The sequence below is a fragment of the Streptomyces sp. NBC_01304 genome (genome assembly GCF_035975855.1).
Lineage (GTDB): Bacteria > Actinomycetota > Actinomycetes > Streptomycetales > Streptomycetaceae > Streptomyces.
In genome coordinates, this window is sequence record NZ_CP109055.1 from 9,301,962 (window position 1) to 9,318,640 (window position 16,679).

25 protein-coding genes are annotated in these 16,679 nt (G+C 66.6%); 21 read left to right on the top strand and 4 right to left on the bottom strand.

Features of this window, described 5'->3' with window-relative positions:
* The first annotated feature begins 71 nt into the window (after positions 1-71).
* From OG430_RS41530 to OG430_RS41630, 21 genes are all read left to right on the top strand, one after another.
* Positions 72-722, top strand: a complete 651-nt coding sequence (locus OG430_RS41530) for a TerD family protein (RefSeq protein ID WP_327357848.1) — start codon at positions 72-74, stop codon at positions 720-722.
* A 78-nt stretch (positions 723-800) separates the two neighbouring features.
* Complete coding sequence (locus tag OG430_RS41535; RefSeq protein ID WP_327357849.1) at positions 801-1,373, top strand: hypothetical protein; 573 nt, start codon at positions 801-803, stop codon at positions 1,371-1,373.
* Positions 1,364-1,762, top strand: coding sequence for an SsgA family sporulation/cell division regulator (locus OG430_RS41540; RefSeq protein ID WP_327357850.1), 399 nt, complete (start codon positions 1,364-1,366; stop codon positions 1,760-1,762). The genes OG430_RS41535 and OG430_RS41540 overlap by 10 nt, the downstream gene beginning before the upstream one ends.
* Positions 1,763-2,087: 325 nt before the next feature.
* On the top strand, positions 2,088-3,173 hold the full coding sequence (locus tag OG430_RS41545) for an AAA family ATPase (protein WP_327357851.1): 1,086 nt from the start codon (positions 2,088-2,090) through the stop codon (positions 3,171-3,173).
* A 96-nt stretch (positions 3,174-3,269) separates the two neighbouring features.
* Positions 3,270-3,431 (top strand): hypothetical protein, encoded by a 162-nt coding sequence (locus OG430_RS41550; protein WP_327357852.1) that lies wholly within the window; start codon positions 3,270-3,272, stop codon positions 3,429-3,431.
* A 5-nt stretch (positions 3,432-3,436) separates the two neighbouring features.
* Entirely contained in the window at positions 3,437-3,799 is a 363-nt protein-coding gene (locus OG430_RS41555) for an HNH endonuclease (protein ID WP_327357853.1), read from the top strand.
* A 234-nt stretch (positions 3,800-4,033) separates the two neighbouring features.
* Positions 4,034-4,342, top strand: coding sequence for a hypothetical protein (locus OG430_RS41560; RefSeq protein WP_327357854.1), 309 nt, complete (start codon positions 4,034-4,036; stop codon positions 4,340-4,342).
* Positions 4,343-4,347: 5 nt separating this feature from the next.
* The gene (locus tag OG430_RS41565; RefSeq protein ID WP_327357855.1) at positions 4,348-4,488 is read left to right on the top strand and encodes a hypothetical protein; all 141 of its coding nucleotides are present in this window, start codon (positions 4,348-4,350) and stop codon (positions 4,486-4,488) included.
* A complete protein-coding gene (locus OG430_RS41570; protein ID WP_327357856.1) occupies positions 4,485-4,679 on the top strand; it encodes a hypothetical protein in 195 nt (64 codons plus the stop codon). The genes OG430_RS41565 and OG430_RS41570 overlap by 4 nt, the downstream gene beginning before the upstream one ends.
* 122 nt (positions 4,680-4,801) lie before the next feature.
* Positions 4,802-5,272 carry a response regulator transcription factor gene (locus tag OG430_RS41575; RefSeq protein WP_327357857.1) on the top strand — a complete coding sequence of 157 codons (471 nt, stop codon included), beginning with the start codon at positions 4,802-4,804 and terminating at the stop codon, positions 5,270-5,272.
* Positions 5,273-5,574: 302 nt separating this feature from the next.
* Positions 5,575-6,521 (top strand): IS5 family transposase gene (locus OG430_RS41580; RefSeq protein WP_442816646.1). Its coding sequence is split into 2 segments (ribosomal slippage): positions 5,575-5,961 and positions 5,964-6,521, totalling 945 coding nucleotides; the frame shifts between segments, so codons are not numbered across the junction.
* Between the two features lie 147 nt (positions 6,522-6,668).
* Entirely contained in the window at positions 6,669-6,881 is a 213-nt protein-coding gene (locus OG430_RS41585) for a hypothetical protein (RefSeq protein WP_327357858.1), read from the top strand.
* Between the two features lie 224 nt (positions 6,882-7,105).
* Positions 7,106-7,858 carry a hypothetical protein gene (locus tag OG430_RS41590; RefSeq protein ID WP_327357859.1) on the top strand — a complete coding sequence of 251 codons (753 nt, stop codon included), beginning with the start codon at positions 7,106-7,108 and terminating at the stop codon, positions 7,856-7,858.
* A 58-nt stretch (positions 7,859-7,916) separates the two neighbouring features.
* Positions 7,917-8,963, top strand: a complete 1,047-nt coding sequence (locus OG430_RS41595) for a hypothetical protein (protein WP_327357860.1) — start codon at positions 7,917-7,919, stop codon at positions 8,961-8,963.
* Complete coding sequence (locus OG430_RS41600) at positions 8,960-9,670, top strand: hypothetical protein (RefSeq protein ID WP_327357861.1); 711 nt, start codon at positions 8,960-8,962, stop codon at positions 9,668-9,670. The genes OG430_RS41595 and OG430_RS41600 overlap by 4 nt, the downstream gene beginning before the upstream one ends.
* Positions 9,663-9,881, top strand: a complete 219-nt coding sequence (locus tag OG430_RS41605) for a hypothetical protein (RefSeq protein WP_327357862.1) — start codon at positions 9,663-9,665, stop codon at positions 9,879-9,881. The genes OG430_RS41600 and OG430_RS41605 overlap by 8 nt, the downstream gene beginning before the upstream one ends.
* Positions 9,882-10,122: 241 nt before the next feature.
* Positions 10,123-10,968, top strand: coding sequence for a hypothetical protein (locus tag OG430_RS41610; RefSeq protein WP_327357863.1), 846 nt, complete (start codon positions 10,123-10,125; stop codon positions 10,966-10,968).
* A 549-nt stretch (positions 10,969-11,517) separates the two neighbouring features.
* Complete coding sequence (locus OG430_RS41615; RefSeq protein ID WP_327357864.1) at positions 11,518-11,910, top strand: hypothetical protein; 393 nt, start codon at positions 11,518-11,520, stop codon at positions 11,908-11,910.
* Positions 11,900-12,409, top strand: a complete 510-nt coding sequence (locus tag OG430_RS41620) for a hypothetical protein (protein ID WP_327357865.1) — start codon at positions 11,900-11,902, stop codon at positions 12,407-12,409. The genes OG430_RS41615 and OG430_RS41620 overlap by 11 nt, the downstream gene beginning before the upstream one ends.
* A gap of 85 nt (positions 12,410-12,494) precedes the next feature.
* Complete coding sequence (locus tag OG430_RS41625; protein WP_327357866.1) at positions 12,495-12,827, top strand: hypothetical protein; 333 nt, start codon at positions 12,495-12,497, stop codon at positions 12,825-12,827.
* A gap of 11 nt (positions 12,828-12,838) precedes the next feature.
* Entirely contained in the window at positions 12,839-13,057 is a 219-nt protein-coding gene (locus tag OG430_RS41630) for a hypothetical protein (RefSeq protein ID WP_327357867.1), read from the top strand.
* Between the two features lie 241 nt (positions 13,058-13,298).
* Here OG430_RS41630 and OG430_RS41635 read toward each other — a convergent pair whose 3' ends face one another.
* The 4 genes from OG430_RS41635 to OG430_RS41650 all read right to left on the bottom strand — a co-directional run bounded on the left by OG430_RS41635 (position 13,299) and on the right by OG430_RS41650 (position 16,636).
* Positions 13,299-13,964, bottom strand: coding sequence for a hypothetical protein (locus OG430_RS41635; RefSeq protein WP_327357868.1), 666 nt, complete (start codon positions 13,962-13,964; stop codon positions 13,299-13,301).
* A gap of 92 nt (positions 13,965-14,056) precedes the next feature.
* Positions 14,057-14,440, bottom strand: a complete 384-nt coding sequence (locus tag OG430_RS41640; RefSeq protein ID WP_327357869.1) for an HU family DNA-binding protein — start codon at positions 14,438-14,440, stop codon at positions 14,057-14,059.
* Positions 14,441-14,573: 133 nt separating this feature from the next.
* Entirely contained in the window at positions 14,574-14,939 is a 366-nt protein-coding gene (locus OG430_RS41645; RefSeq protein WP_327357870.1) for a hypothetical protein, read from the bottom strand.
* A 41-nt stretch (positions 14,940-14,980) separates the two neighbouring features.
* Complete coding sequence (locus OG430_RS41650; protein WP_327357871.1) at positions 14,981-16,636, bottom strand: hypothetical protein; 1,656 nt, start codon at positions 16,634-16,636, stop codon at positions 14,981-14,983.
* Between the last annotated feature and the right edge of the window lie 43 nt (positions 16,637-16,679).

Genomic DNA, 16,679 nt, shown 5'->3' on the forward strand with positions numbered 1-16,679 from the left:
CCAGATCGTCATGATCAGAACAGGGGCCTTCGTGTTCGGCAAAAGGCCACTTTCAAGAAGGAGTTCGAACAATGACCATCAACTTCCGCAAGGGCGTCGACTCGTCGCTCGACGGCGTGACCAAGCTGGTGTTCGGCGCGGCTTGGGATCGAAAGACCGCCAAGCAGTCCGGTTTCGCCCGCAAGCTCGCGCTCAAGACCGGCGGCAAGATCAACCTGGGCGGTGGGCAGAAGGACATTGACCTCGACTTGGCGCTGATCCTCTACCGCGACGGCGAGCCCAAGCGCATCGTGATCGGCCACAACATGGACCCAGTGCACGGCGCGGCGGTCCACTCCGGAGACAACCAGACCGGCGAGGGCGACGGTGATGACGAGACGATCACGCTCAACCTGACGAGCCTTCCCGCGTGGGTGAGCGAGTGGGCAGTGGCGGTGTTCGCCTACAAGCTCGGAACCAACTTCGACCAGGCTCAGAACGTCTCCCTCAACGTCTACGACGCCAGCAACCAGGGCTCTGCCGTACTGCTCGACGAGCTGATGCCGACCCTCGGAGCCGGAGCAACCGCCAACATCATCGCCAGCGGAAAGATCAACCGGGACGCGGCGGGCAACCTCATCGACGGCTGGACCGCCACGCTGGTCGACAAGGCCGGCCGCCTCGGCAGCCAGGGCGACGACACTGCCGTACTGGCGTTCGCCAAGCAGAACGCGGGAATCTAAAATCTTTGACGCCCACGTACGCGGTTCCAGGACGGTGCTGCCGCGCCCCGCTGGAACAGCATCGAGGTGACGGGGCACGTGGTCCTGCTCGACGAGAGCCTGGACCGCCGTCCCGTCCGGGAGATCTGGACCAGCTACCACGCCGAGTTGGGCCAGGTACCCGGCTGGTTCCTCCTTGGGGGCGTCCAGCTCTATGCGAGTGCCACCACGAAGAAGAGCACGGCCCCCAAGACGCTTTTCTCGGTAATCACCGAGTACGGCCCCGGCGAGACGCTCGCCGAGCACTTCTTCACTGCGCCGGGGCGCATCCCCGAAATCGTGCTCGCCGACGAGCAGCGCCTGGCCGCGCGCGTCACGGCCCTCCCGGACTCGGCCAAGAGATCTCCGGGAGGGCCTTCGCATGCCCTCCTCATCGGCAAAGTGCCGCCGCCGACGAACGCTCCCAACCTGCAGGCATGTGTCCGAATCTGTCGGCACACAGCATGCCCGCAACTCGCCGCCCACATAGGCATCTTGAGTGTCGTCCGACACGCACAGCGGCCTCGGCGGGACGGTGATGTTCGAGTATCGCCGGGCGTTGCCGCCGCTTCCACCAAGCTTTTCCGCCGAAGAACAGGAATCCGCCCATGGGCTTTCCCTGCATGGAACTGAAGATCCGCATGACGCTCGTGGTCGACCCGGACACGTGTGTATTCGTCCCCGTGCGGCTGTACTTCAAGAACACTGACCCGTACGCGGTGCACTTCTCCTTCGACGTCACGCCCGACTATGTGGTCCAGTGGACGTTCGCCCGGGAACTGCTCGCCCAGGGCCTCTCTGAGCCCGTCGGTATCGGCGACGTGAAGATCACTCCGATCGGCCCTCACCAGGACCGCTGCCTCAGCATCGAGCTGGAATCTACCCACGGATACGCCCGCCTTGAAGGACCGGCAGCTTCCGTAGAGGCATGGTTGGCCAAGACCTTCGAGGCCGTCCCCGCAGGCCGGGAGTTTGAATTCGTCGACATCGACAGCTTCCTCGACGAGCTTCTGACCCACTGAGCCAAGCATCGCCCCGCACGCCCACAACGGGCCCAGCGAAAAGAGTCGGCACACCTCGACGACGACGCCAAGGTCCGGGCCGAAGAGGCTGCTTCTCCAGCGGAACGCACATCCTCACGCGAAGCCGTCTCTTCCGTCGCTCCCAGACCTTCGTCGACGTCTCACTCGGCGCCCGCCAGGGCCGCATCGCCGAGCCGCCCAACTCCCCGGAGCACCCCCTCATTAGCCCAGGGCAACATCGGGTTTCCGATCCGCTGAGTGTCGCTGCTCCGCCGCCCCGCCGCCTTCTTCACCCACTCAACTCCCGCGAAAGCGAGGAGCCTTCATGCCCGCAACCACGATCGTTGCCTCCGGCGGAGAGTTCCGCCTCTACGGGGACTCCGTGCAGACTTTCGCTGATCTTCCCGTGGCTACCTACACGATCGCCTTCTCTCAGATGACCGGCTACAGCCTGCGCCAGACGGAGTCGCTGGCATCCACCGAAGAGACCGTCTACGGCAGCCACGCCTCCCGCGTACAGCGGATCGTCACCGGCTACTGCGCCATGGACCGTTCGCTCGGCGTCATCCTCTCCGGCGACAAGGGCATGGGCAAGAGCCTCATGCTCCGCCTGCTCGCCGAGCGGATGCGCGAGGAACACCACCTGCCCACTGTGCTCGTGCAGCACAACACGCCGGGACTGGCCGCCTTCCTGGACGAACTGGGCGAAGTCGCCGTCGTCTTCGACGAGTTCGAGAAGATCTTCTCCAACGACGAGGACGACGGGTCGCAGAATCAGTTCCTGAGTCTGTTCGACGGGCTGAGCACGACGAAGCGCCTCTACGTCCTGTCGGTCAACGAACTGCGCCACGTCAACGACTACATGCTCAACCGCCCAGGCCGCTTCCACTACCACATGCGCTTTGCCTACCCCGAGCCCGAGACGGTGGCCACCTACCTGCGCGACCAGGTGCCCGGAGTAGCCGAGAAGCAGGTGGCCGAGATCGTCGACTTCTCCCGGAAGTACGACATCAACTTCGACCACCTGCGGGCGATCGCCTTCGAGCTGCGCCTGGGCGAGTCGTTCGCTGAGGTGATCGGTGACCTGAACATCAAGCGCAGCGAGGACGACAGCTCGCGGATCGAGGCCCACATCACCTGGAAGAACGGCGACACCGATGTCTTCGATGGCCGTGTCGATCTGTTCAACAGCGACAGTCTGCAGACCATCAACGACTGGGACACCGACACCGGGCTGCAGTTCCGCATGCGCGACGCCGTCCCGTCCGAGGACGGCTACCAGCTCCCGGATGGTGCCTTCACGCTCACCGACCTCCGTGATGAGGACGACAGGTCGCCCGGCGACGAGAGGGACCTCCGTGCTGCCACGGCGATCCTGCGCCGTTCCCCGAAGTACTCCATCGACTTCTGAGGAAACACCCATCCGAACCGCCGGGGAGCCGCTCCGGTCCCCTCGGCGGTGCACTGTCCGGCTCACGCGTTCCTGCGCAGAAAGCAGGCTTCGACCATGACCAAGTACCGCATCGTCTCTTATCTCGGTCCCGGCGCAGCAGACTGCGGGGTCAACTCTCGCCTCGGCAAGGCCCGTCTCGTCACGGTCATCGACTCCGAGGCCCCGTGCTGGCCGACCGGGCCTGAGCTGATCTCCATCGGCAACGACCTGCCCTGAGTGCCATGGAGCCAGATCCGACTGTGCTGCTCGCCTGCCTGGCCGTCGCTGCGCTCGGCATCCTGTGCCTCGCCATCGGCGTCAGCCGTAAACGGCGCTGGCGGGACCCCATCCGGGTTTACAGCTGGTCCCAGAAGCAGCAGCTCATCCGCCAGGCGAACGGCCGGTGCGAGCACAAGCCGCCCCTCTGGTTCCGGTGCCTGGCACCCGGCTCCGAAGCGGACCACGTACACCCCTGGAGCCGTGGCGGGCCGACTGAACTGTGGAACGGCCAGTTGCTCTGCCGCCGGCACAACCGACGGAAATCCAATCGCGTGCCGAGCCCCCTCTGCCGATGGCGTCTCGCGCGCCGGCGCAAGAAGTACTGACCACCCGACGCACATCGCTCCGTCCGGGACGGCGTCACGCATGCCTTGATCGGTATCTGGTCCGATAAGGACACCGATGTACACGCACGCCGAAGCCCGCGCCCAGATCACCGCCGACATGGAATACGCCGCCCACTTTCAGTGGCGGGCGACACCATCACACTCCGGGCCCCGGATTCTCGAGCTGGCGGCTTGCCGGGGCCCGGCCAACACCATCGACCAGGAGTGCCGCCCGTGCGTCTCCCCTTTCGCCGTCAGCCCGACGGCGCCGTGCGTACCGAAATCCGCATCAGCCACCACCTGACCCCCGGCCAACTGATCCAGTGGCTTGCCTGGTCCGGCATCGACTACCTCGACGGCCAGCTGCCGAACCTCACCGGCCCCCAAACCCTCGCCACGGTCCGCGACCAAATAGCCCGCAACGGCACCGACAACCTCGACGGCTGGAACGACGACCTCACCCGAGAGGAAGTCTCCACTCTCACCCTCTGGGCAACCACCCTGTTCCACCGCCTCGACCCCCACACGAAGTGGACCAGCTAATGCCCATGCGACTGACTGATGCCCAAGCCTTCTACCGCTGCGACAACTGTGGCGACACAGCCGAAGACGAGATCACCGGAACCGGCGAACAGATCGTCTTCAACGACGAAATCGACTGCGACAACTGCCAGGAGAACGCCCGATGACCGACCGCATATACCCCCGAGTCGAGATCATCGGAGCCCCCGGATACGCCGACTTCGAAGGCCTACTGCTCATGCCGCCGCTCCCCCAGTGGCCCAACCGCTGCACATGTGTCTTCGACCTGGACGGACGCCGCGAATTCGCCGTCGTCCCCGAACGCTGCGTCCACCGCCTGGACGGCGCCACCCCTTGAACGCCGCCGCATGCGTCCGGCGCGGTCAATCCGCTGCCCCGAGGCGGGTCGGGCCCAGGCCGACCTGATGCTCACGCGCGACCACCATTTCTCGAAGATCCGTAAGCGCAAGGAGCGCTGACATGCCTTCAGCCCAATCCGCCCAGACGTGCCCCCCGACCTGGTGCGAGGAACTGACCCACGAACTGGCCGACGCCACAGAGAAGACGCGGGCGGCCTGGCTGTCGCCGCGCAACGTCACCGCCACCTACCTGAAGGCCGTTATGCCCCACCTGGAGGCGGCCTTCCACCGGGGCAGGCTCGGATGCCTGCGCGACCAGGGGATGCTCCCACCCTCGCTGACACATCCGCTCACCGGCCGCGAGAAACAGGTCATCGTCCGCGCGGCGCGCGGCATGTCCAACGCGAAGATCGGCGCGGACCTGTGCCTCTCCGAGGACACGATCAAGACCCACCTGCAACGCATCTACAAGAAGACCGGCACGCATGACCGGGCCCACGCTGTCACCCTCCTGCTGATCCGGGGCGACATCACGGCGGCGGATGTTCTGGAGCCTCCCGACGACAATCCGGGCACCGGCCCGCAGAGTTGATGCCGAATCGCCCGAACAAGCCTGTCTCTTCTGGGGATTCGCCATGGTGACCATCACACCTTCTGCTCTGTGCCGGCTCCTGGCGACGCCAGGACGTCGCCGAAGTACTGGCCGCACATTGGCCGGTGCTCGCCGCGTGTCCTTCGACCGCTGTGACTGTGCCAAGAAGGTCCTGCAGTTGGCCCGCTGTCTCCATCGCGCCACCGCGTGACGCACCCAGGATCTTGACAAGCCCCCTAGGTCGTTTCTGATGGCTCTTGCTGGGTGGGTGGATCAGCGTTGGGGCTGGGCATGCGTGTCGTATGGTGCGACGCCATGAATTGACTGATGCGCAGTGGCGAGTGGTTGAGCCGTTGCTGCCGGTGAACGGCAGCCCTGGTGGGCAGTGGGCGAATCACCGCAGGGTGGTCAACGGAGTGCTGTACCGGGCCCGCACTGGGGTGCCGTGGCCCGATCTGCCCGAGCGATACGGGCCCTGGCAGACCGTGTATGAGCGGCATCGCCGCTGGTCGGCGGACGGAACCTGGCAGCGGATCCTGGCCGAGCTGCAGATCGAGGCCGATGCGTCCGACCCGGATGGGGCGCTGGCCCGCTCCGCGCAGAAGGGCGCTGAGTGGGCGGTGAACATCGACTCCACCTCGTGCCGGGCGCATCAGCATGCGGCGGGGGCCCGGCATCAGCCGCCGCGTGACTTCCCGCAAAAGGGGGCGGAGCGCGTGTGGAGGCAGATGGGCGTGAGGCGTTGGGGCGCTCGCGGGGCGGACTGACCTGCAAGGTCCATCTGCTGGCCGACGACCGGGCCCGCCCGCTGGTCTGGCAGACCTCGCCCGGCCAGCGGGGCGACAACCCCATGCTCGTCCCCGTGCTGGAGAGCCTGCGCATCAGGCGGAGCGGGCCGGGCCGCCCCCGCATCCGCCCAGACCGCCTGCGCGGTGACAAGGCGTACTCCAGCCGCGACACCCGCGCCTACCTGCGGCGTCGGCACATCAAGGCGACCATCGCCCAGCCCCGTGACCAGCGCGAGCGTCGCCGCCGGCAAGGCCGGGCGGGCGGCCGTCCCCCAGCCTTCGACAAGGACCAGTACCGCCACCGCAGCGCCGTCGAGCGATGCGTGAGCAAGTGGAAGCAGTTCCGTGCGGTCGCCAGCAGGTACGACAAACGCGACTACATCTTCAACGGCACCCTGACCGTCGCCGCCATCGCCATCTGGCTACACGACACCGTCCAAGAGCCATCAGAAACGGCCTAGTGCCCGGGCCGGGCTCGCCCGCGTCGACTGAAGGACTAGGACCACAACGACCATGACACAGTCTTTGTGGAGCGTGCCGGTCAGCTGAGCCCCGTACGACAAGCCGGGGTCTCCGTTCCACGGAGGCCCCGGCTTCGTCATGCCGACGTGCTCGCCGCCTCCCCGCAACAGGTCGAGGTGTTCAGCGACGAGGGGTGTGTGGACGCGTACAACTGCGCGGTCGCGGCCGCCAACGAGTGCGCCCGCATCAACGAGGAGGACGGCGCCCCGGCCGACGAGCCGTTCTACACCTGGCAGTCCATGTGCATCGAGCACGAGGAGCAGCCCGCCGGTATCTGCCCGGACTGCAACCAGGCGTAATGCGCCGCCCGGCCCTCGGGGTGAGGCCTGCCCCGGGGGCCGCGCCGGCCCGCTGCTCCCTGCCCTCGGCCGCCTTCGTGACGACCGTGCGCAGGGCGCACCGTGCCCCCGTTCGATCTGCCGCCTTTCTGGAGGGACGTTCCGCCATGACCACTGCTACCCGAACCGAACTGCGATCGCTGATCACCGCTGCCCAACGCCGGGTTCGAGGTGTCGAGTTGAGGATGAGCAATCAGGGGTTGCTGTATCTGTCCCGGGCCCTGTGCGACTTCCCGATGGGTGCGCTGGGGGAGCAGAGCGCCAATGCCCTGAACGCCGCCGACAGTGCTCTCTGCGCCGCGGTGGACTGTGAAGAGTTCAGCGTGCTCGACGACTTCGAGAACGAGTGGGACGCCATGGGGGTGGAACGCACCGAGATGCCCCCGGGTGACGATCCCGCCGTCGCCGCGCTGCTCAACATGGTCGGCCGGTGCATTACCCGCCACGAGAGCACCATGCCGGGCGACATCGACCGGATGGCGTGGATGGCCGCCTACCAGGCCGGGGTGACGCTGCTGGAGGAGTTCCTGCGGGCGCTGCGGCGCCACCGTAAGCGGGGCGGGGAGCTGCGCTTGCTGCTGCCGTACACAGCGAAGTACGCCTTCGACGCGGCTGTAGGCCGGGCGGTCGCCTACCGCGCCCTGTACGTCACCCGCAACGCCCTGACGCTGGCCGCAGTCGACTTCGGGCTGTTCCCCATCGGTGGACGGCAGCCGGTGCCGAACTCCCCACGCGGCTGGTCCCGCTTCATCGGAAGCGCGGTCTACCGGTTCGAGGTGACCGAGCCCCGCCCGCTGGACGGCGCACCGGTGGGCATGGTCGTCGCCGTGCGGATCGACCCCGTCACCGGCCAGCGCAGCGAGCGCCACGCCTTCCCGCTGTCACCGCGCGACCCGGACCGGCACGCGGCCCTGATCGCCGAGCTGCGCCGTATTTGACCACCCTCTCGGCCGGGGCGCACCGCCCCGGCCCCACCACTTCCTTGAAGGGTTCGACATGACCATGCCCCTGGCTGCGCGCCGCGCGCTGCTGACCGACGTACGTACCGCCATCCACCATCCCGCCACACGTCAGAGAAAACGCAGCACACTCATCATGACCAAGCCGACCAACCCCTACGCCCATGCCTATGCGGCGTTCCTGCGCGAAACCGCCGAGCACCAGCTCATGATGCTCCACGATGACGATCTCTATCGCCATCTGCGGATCCAGAAGCCCGGCACGCGCATGTGGTCCTGGGACATCACCACCTGGCCGGGGCACCTGACCACCTCTGGCGACATCGCCGACGGCTACATGTTCACCCGCCTCGAAGACATGATCGACTTCTTCGACATCTCCAAGCGGAACCGCGACCACTATTCCGGCGGCGCGCCGAGCATCGACGTGCGCTACTGGGCCCAGAAGTTCTGCGGCGGCCGTTCGCGCGAGGTGAATAGGTACGACGCTGACGTATTCCTGCAGCTGGTGTGTGAGCACCTGGCGGAGCACGAGGAGCTCGGCGACGAGGCGCAGACATTCCACGAGCGACAACTCACGCTGCTAAAGCAGCTCCATAACCTGCGTCGGCTCGACGAGGCAGCGCAGCTGGAGCTCCTGAGGACACACTGGATGGCCGAGGCCAGAACGACGCACTTCGACCCGAGCACCGACACGACGCTCGCGCGTCAGTGCCGCGACGCCGCCGCGGCTGCCATAGACCGCCTCTGGAGCGCCGACGACCTTTCGGGCGGGAAGTTTGATCGGCTCACCAAGGAGCACGACTGGAACGAACTTGCCGATATCGCCATCGAGCGGAAGTCCCCAGCCGAACGCGCCGCTGAGATCCTCGCTGATGCGAAGTCGGATGCCGACAGCGAGTCCGAGGCACACAAGCGGCTCCAAGACCAGAGCGAGATCTTCGGCGAGGACACCGCGGAGTGGGACCTGCGCGGCTACGACTTCCAGTTCCTGCTCACCTGCTATGGCGTCGACCTGGCCGTGCGGCTCTACCGCGAGCGCCAGGCCTGGCAGGCTGAGGCCCCTGAGGCGGTGCCAGCATGAGCCGCCGTCCAACCCAGGACCCAGCGATCGACGCGGAGCACGGTGGTGAGATCCACCCCGCCTTCGGCGTCGCGGTCGTGACGCGAAGAAGTGGTTCAGGCCGGTCGCTGTTCCAGTCCGACCTGCTCCACAACGAGACCATCTCGCTGTCCGTCCGCCAGGCCACGCGCAAACGCGACCTCAACCACGACTGGGTCCATCCAGGCCAGGAGCTCGTGGAGATCGAGATGAGCCTCGCGCAGTGGGGCTCGCTTGTGTCCTCCATGGGTCTCGGCAGCGGCGTGCCGGTGACCATCCGGCATACCGAGCGCGACACCTTCGTGCCCGAGATCCCGCATCAGCCCCGCACCGCCGAGAACCTGCGGGAGGTCCGCGAGGTCACCGACCGAATGTACGCCCATGTCAAGGCCGCCACGGCGGCACTGCACGAGGCAATCCACGAGAAGAAGGGCGTGAGGGCCACCAAGGAGGCACTCAACGCACTGGAGCACGCCGTCGCCGGTGCGGGCGGCAACGCCCAGTTCACCGTCGACTCGCTCGTGAAAGCCGGCGAGCAGGTCGTCGCCCAGGCCCGCGCCGACATCGAGGCCCACGTCCTGGAGGTCGTCCGGCTGACGGGTGCCGAGTCCTCCATCGAAGTCGCGTCATTCGATGCCCCGGCGCTGCCGGGGCCCACTACCAGCCGAGAGGAGCCCACCGATGCCTGAACCCACCGTGCCCGATGAGCTGTTCGACGCCGATTTCGCCGTGTTCGGCAAGCACAGTCTGGCCGACCGCTTCAACTGGATCATCCAGGACGGACAGCTCGTCCACGCTCCCGTCGTCGACTGGACCCGGGCATGGCCCAAGTACGGCGACGAGAGTGCAGTCCGAAGGGCCTGGCCTGCCTCGCCTCCCCGCACGGAACACAGCACATAGCGAGCCTGGTCTCCGTCGCGTGCGAGTTCCCCGGCTCTCCACCGCAGAGCCGACTGAAGCACCAGCCTCGACAAGGAGGGGCACGCCACGGCGACCGGTGCGAGCACCGCACCGAGGACCGCACGGTCCGCCGGAGCTACAGGCGGTGAGCGGCCGTAATGGACGTCATCGTGTACGCCGCCGTCGTCACAGCCCTCACCGGCCTCCCTGCGCCCACCGGACACAACTCTGGAGGGATACCGTGTACCAGAACGCCACCCGCGAACAGATCATCACCGCCCTCCAAAAGGGCAAGTCCGTCAACGCCATCGCCGCAGAACTCCGAGCGGACCGCGGCCGGATCCGGCGGATCCGCGACGAGTCCGGCATCCCCGTCCACGTCCCGCAGTACCCCACCGCCGAAGAGAAGTGGCAGTTGTACGCGCGGCCCGTCGAGGGCGGCCACCGCGAATGGACCGGACCGCGCGCCAGCCGGGGCGGCACTCCCGTCATGCGAATCGGCACCACGAGTCACAGGCCGTCCGGAATCGCGTTCCGGATCCGGACCGGACGTGATCCGGTCGGACAGGTCAAATCCGAATGCGGACTCAAGCACTGCGTTGAGCCGGCACATGACGACGACGAAGCCGGCCGCCGTGAAGCGCGCGCCAAGCTGCACCCCGGCCCGCTCACCGGCCGGTGCAAGTACGGGCATGAGCGGGCCGAGCACGGACGGTTCGAGCCGGACGGCACCGCATACTGCGCCCGTTGCAAGTACCTCGACAAGAACCCCGCCATCGACGACCGCACGAAGATCGCGCCGGCCGTCACGGCGGAGGAGGCGTTCCAGCAGCGGCTCCAGCTCACCGACGGCGGGCACGTCCTGTGGACCGGGCCTGCCCACGGCAGCCCGGTGCTCCCCTGGAAGGGGACGACCGTCTCGGCCTACCGGATCGCGTTCCGTCTTCACCACGGCCGCGATCCCGAGGGACCGGTGACGTCCGCGTGCACGGTGCCGCTGTGCGTCGCCGGACCGTGCCTCCTCGACCGGCCGATGAGACAGGCCGGCGACCGCCTGTTCCGCACCCTGTTCGGACCTGGCGCATGAGCCCCGTCCGCCCGGAGAGCCGAGCCCGCTACCCCGCGCAAATAGCCAGACATCAGCCTACGCATCCGCACCATGCGTACCGCCGGCCGCTCGAATGCCGCGGTGAATGCGAACGCGGGACCCGGGGCGGATGCTGTCCCAACCCGCAACGCCGGCGCCGCCTACGGGCATCGGCAGACCGCAACCGCCACGCGGCGCGCCGCCGTTGAGGCCGCGGACCGACTCGCCCTCAACGAGCCGCGATCACCGGCCTCGCGCTCGGTGCCGTCTGCGTTCCGTTCATCTCCGGGACCCTGCTCAGCCTCCGCCGGGTAGCGGCACCGTCGGCCGGCAGGTCGACGACGGGGCCCTCTGTGCCGCATCCAGCAATCCGGGCCCGTGCCTCTTGGCTCCGCACCCTGCGGAACGGAGGCACGGGCCCCTTCTTTTCCTCGTCGGTTCCGTCTCTCACGGTCGGTACGAACCTCCATTCAGCTCCTCTATCGACTCGGTGAGCACCGTCGTATATGAGGCAATGACAAGTCATTCGCTAATGATTAGACTGGATCTATGACTAACAATGACAACAGTCACCGCAACGGCGCTCCCGATGCCGAGCTCCCGAAGTTCTCCGTCAATGTCGTCCCGACCGATCAGATCACGCACGAGGACCTCGGTGCGCTGCTGAGCCTCTTTCGCCGCGGCCAGATCGAGCCGCTGTTCTTCGGCGACAACAGCAAGCCCGAAGCCGCGATCGTCCCCTTCGCGGCGTTCGTGCGTCTGCTGAAGCACGACCATGCAGGCACGATCCGCGAAGAGAGCGCATTCCAGGGCGAGCTGCGGCGCCGCATCCAGGAATCCGACGCCTCCGGTGAACCAGGCATGACCTTGGACGAGCTCGGCGACGAACTCGGAGGGCCGGCGCAGGTGTTGATCCGCAAGGCGCTCGATGATGGCGAATAGCCTCCGGATCAAGGTCCATCTCAGTCCCGGAGCTCGCGCCGACCTTCAGCAGCTCAACCAGCGAGCCCTGAAGAAGCCGCACGGAAGGGAGGAGGCGCTGCTCGAAGCGACCATCGTGATGCTGCATCGCCTGAACGGGCGTCGCCATCCTACGAAGCCGCTCGACCACAACCCCCACTTCGCGGACCTGTCCGACTGCGACACGACCTACGTCGGAGCCGATCCCTATGAGAAGCCGCCGCTGCGGATCGTCTCCCGGGACATCCGGCCAAGCCGTCCCGACGGGATCACCCGCCGCGAGATCGTTGCTATCGGCGCTCGGCAAAACAGCAACGTGTACCGAATCGCCGGGCAGCGCCTCGGCCGGCCCACGGGACTCACCCTCGCCGAGCTGCGCGCTCAGCGCGAACCGATCGCGGATCCTTCGCGGGCCCGGCAGCGCACAACTGCTGGCTTCGACGCCCCTTCATCGAGCGAGCCCGACCTCCAGCCTGACTGACCTGTCGAACGCGATCTCGTTCATGATTGATTGCCTACTCATGGAATGATGGTAATGGCGAGTCAATAACTGCAGGATGGCGGCGATGCGTGACTATGAGCCAGAGACTCAGGCGATTGCTCCTGATGCCGAACCCCAGTCCAGCGCAGCCACGGGACGCCGCCGGCGGATCAGTTCTCGTTCCGCCCTCTTCGTACGGCGCGGCATCGCACTGGCGTTGGCCCTTGGCATGGCCTACGGCATCTACCACATCATCTTCCGCACTGAAGTACTCGCTCCCGCACTGGCCCACGTCGGGCCCGTCAAGAACTTCATCGGCTGGGTGATCGAGGACCCACGCCGGGCGTGGATTGTGCTGGCTGCCCTCGTCATCCCGCACATCGGGCTGTACTACTCACTCTTCGAGGAGCGGAAGTAGGACGGGGTGCCATGTTCAAGAGCGCTCGCGCCGTCATCGCCCGCGGTCTGATCGGCGGCGTCTGTCTGGCGGTCATCGTCGGATGGGTCACCGGCTTCTTCACCTCGATCGCGAGCACCGTCGCCGGCCTGTGGAACGACTTCATGGGCTGGAACAATTCGCCACTGGGGTGGAGCACCTCTTTGCCGGGGCCGGCGTGGTCATCATCCCGGGCATCGTGCTCGTGCTGATCTTCGCCATCGCCGACGGCTGAGTCTCACCGCTGGGCTCGTCCCATCCGCCATAGAGAGAACCTCCGCGATGCCTGTGTGCATCACGGAGGTTCTCTTTTTCTGCTGGCCATCGACCTTGACGGACAACATGCGCAGACTTGGACGACCTGGAATAGATGGATACCGCAGAACTCCGTCGGCGCAGAGCGCGGCGGACCACACCCAGGTCCCACGCTCGGCCGACGTGTGCGGGCACACCTCAGCGAGCGGCACCGGCGAGGCGGCGCATGATCGTCATGAGTTCGTCGGGCGGCGCGATGCTCATCGTCCGACTCTCCTGGTCGAAGTGCGTGATCGATGTCAGGGTGCCGGTGCGCCACCAGAACACCCGGGGGGAGAGGCGTCCGGGGCCATCCTCGTAGGCGCCCTGCCCGAACTGCGCCAAGGCGTTGACGGCCTCGGCCACGTGTCTGTCGTTGAGCGGGCAGAACACCAAGTTGTGCCGGTTCGGGACGACTAGCAGCACGCCCTCGTCCGGTATCTCGGGGCCGTCGGCGGCCTTCACCGCTTCGTCGAAGACGAGCACCTTACTGGCCGCGAACACCGACTCCGGGTGCCCGAGGATGTGGAGGACTGCGCCATCGGGGAGATCGACGGTGTCGTAGTTGACCGGAGCGCTGAGCAAGTTGGCACGTGCGGCAGCCGCGAGAGTGTCCCACTCAACGAGGGCCACGTCGCGGTCATCGAGGACACGGACGGTGTCGGGCATGTCAAGGGCGATGCCCGCCATGAGGTCTGTGGCCAGCGGTTGCAGGTAGCTGAACTGCCCTCGCGCTTCCTCGGGTATCGACTCCTCCGCGACCAGCCGCAGGTGCACGTTGCGCAGGGGGTCCGGGGTACTGCTGTGGTCGGCGCGGGCGGACAAGTCGCTGATACTCGGCTCCTTGGGTGTGCGGCAGCGGCGGAGTGCCGGGCTCGATGGCACGCGGTCATAGATCGGTGTCACAGCACAAGTGCCTACGATGCGGCCCGTAGCTCACGTTCCTCAATGACATTCTCGAACTCGTCGGCATCCTTGTTCATCCCGTAGGTCTCCGGTGACATCTCGTCCTCGTTGCCGCCGAGCCGACGGTTGACACTGCTCGACGCAGAGAACTTCAGCACCACGTAGTCGTCGATGTCGCTCTTGCCGAAGCGGACCTTGTGGCCCTTGTGGTCCTGTCGGTAGAAGCGGCCGAAGCTCGTGAGCACGACGGTCTCCCCGCAGCTGACCGCGCCCGTGAGTTCACTGAGCAGCGACTCGTACACGTTGTTCACCACTCGGGCCGGCAACCCGCTGCGAGCCGCGACCCGAGAGATGAACTCGCGCTTACTGACACGCGGATTCGTCGTCGTCTCCATACCCACACCTTGTCCTGTCGTCCATCATGCCTCGGCTTTGTTCGGGAATCAGTCTATCGAAGACAGTCGCGAGTGCAGAAGGAGTAGAAGGCTTATTGAGTGCCACTTGCCACGCTTGTCGTGAACCATTCAGTCAGAGTTCCAGATCCGGCTCGATCTCCTCCCGGTCGTCCTTGGGTTCGTAGTCGACCGACTCGATGATGTTCCGCGTGTTTGGATCGCGGTGCTGGTTCACGACCTTGTCGTGGGACTCCTCGAACTGCCGCTGCGCCGCTACGCGGTGGGCCGCATCGAGCTTCGCGCCGATGTTGCGCTCCCCGAACTCCATCATCGAGCCCAGCGCCGCCTGCCCGGCCTGCTTGACCGCGCTGACGTGCGGTTTGTTCTGCGCGCGCAGCTGCTCCCAACGGCTCCTGTCCTCCGGCGTGACATAGCCGAACATCCGCGCGAAACGCGAGCCGATCCTGATCTGCTGTCCTTCATCCTGTTCCTGGCTCATGACCCGTCCTCCTGCGCCTTGTTCGTGTTCTCGGATCGCCCTCAGGCGGGCTGGTGTTCCTCTGTACCGGCCTCAGCGTCCGGGCTTTCGTTCTGCGGGCCTGCCTCCTGCTCGGCCGATGGCCCTGCCGAGCGTGACTGTGGCCTGAGCCGCTGCTCCTCGAAGAAGGCGCCCGGGTCGTCGACGGCCGTCTGCAGCGTCTGCTGCCAGTTCTCCCCGAGGCTCCGCTTCAGCTCGGCCTCGAGATCGGGGTACTTCTCGTTCACTGCCTCCAGTGCGTCGAGGTAGGCGTTGGAGTAGACCCGCTGCTGCTCTTCGGGCGGCAGGCCGTCGATGCCCATGCTCGCGATCATCACCTCGGACTGGTCCAAGCGGTGCTGGAGCATGTCGGGCAGCCCGCTGGTGTCCAGGCCCTGCTTCTGTGCCGCGAAGCCCACCAGGTAGCCAAGCATGTTGCCTTCGTAGCCCTCTTGGTCGCCGCGGCCCATCGCGTCGAGCATTGAGGTCTTCATGGTCTCGGCGAGCTGGATCTGGTGGGCGTCGGCGGCCATGGGCCGGCGCAGCGTGAACATCCCGTCCTCGGGCAGTCGCTGGCCCAGCTGGTCGTCGAACTCCCCGCTCCAGACCGTGCGGACTCTGTCCGAGCCAGCGATCCGTTCCTCGTGCGCAGGGGCCTTGACGATCCGGCCGTGGGCCACGCCGTTGAACATCGTGCGCAGCTCGGGCTCGTACTCCATCCGCTCGCCGATGATCATTCGCGCGCGCTGAACGACATCCTGGCGCTCGAGGCCGTCTTCACGCATCTGCTCGTGCAGCCGCTTACGCATCGCTCGGTAGCTCTCGCGGATCAGGCCGGCGTCCACGCCCGGCTCACGCATCTTCCAGAAGGCGTTCTCCGTGAGCGCGACTTCGGTCATGGCTGCCGAATCCGGAGTGAACATTTCCCGGTGGCCGCGCTCACGGTGCTGCATGGCGTCGAAGCGCTTGCGCCATTTCTCCGTCAGGTGGTCACGCGGGTCGGTGCTGCCGATGAGGCGCTCGCGCCGGGCGTCGCTCGGTACGTCCCTGAAGATCCGCTGACGGTGCGTGATGCCGCTCTCAGCAGAAGCGATCATGCCGCGGGCCCTGGTGCCGATACGCTCCTGGATCTTGTCTTTGAGCGGCTGGAGGTGGCTGTCCATCTCCTTCTTGAAGTCCGGGGCGAGCATTCGCATCGTCATCACCATGCCGGCGGCCTGGATGATCGAGTTGGCATTCACGCCGCGCGAGAGCGGCTTGAGACACGACTGCATCATCATCTGCATGTAGACGTGGTGCATGACGCCGAGCTCCTGCGTCCGCTCCTCGTCGTTGAAGCCGGGCACCAGCAGCTTCGAGTCCCGCAGCGAGGCCATGTACTTCTCGCCGGCCAGCCGCGTCTCCGCCCGGAGTTTGAGCAGCTGCTCGCGCTGGTCCAGGCTCTCGGTCTGGTCCTCGGCCCGGTCGACGTCGATCCGGTGCACGTGCTCGCGGTCGGCCATCCGCTCCTGGGTCTTCGCGCCGAAGAACCCGCGGGCGCGGTCCCGGAGCCGTTCGCGCCAGGCGCGTGAACCGTCTGCGTCCTCATGTCCTGGCTCGTCGATCACTTCGGCGTCGATCGGCTTGTCCAAGCGCGGGTTGCCCTGCGGCTCGTCGGCCTGCTGCCGATCGTCATCCACCGGAAGCTCCTTGGTCGCGCGCCGGCGGCCCGCGGGGCCTGTT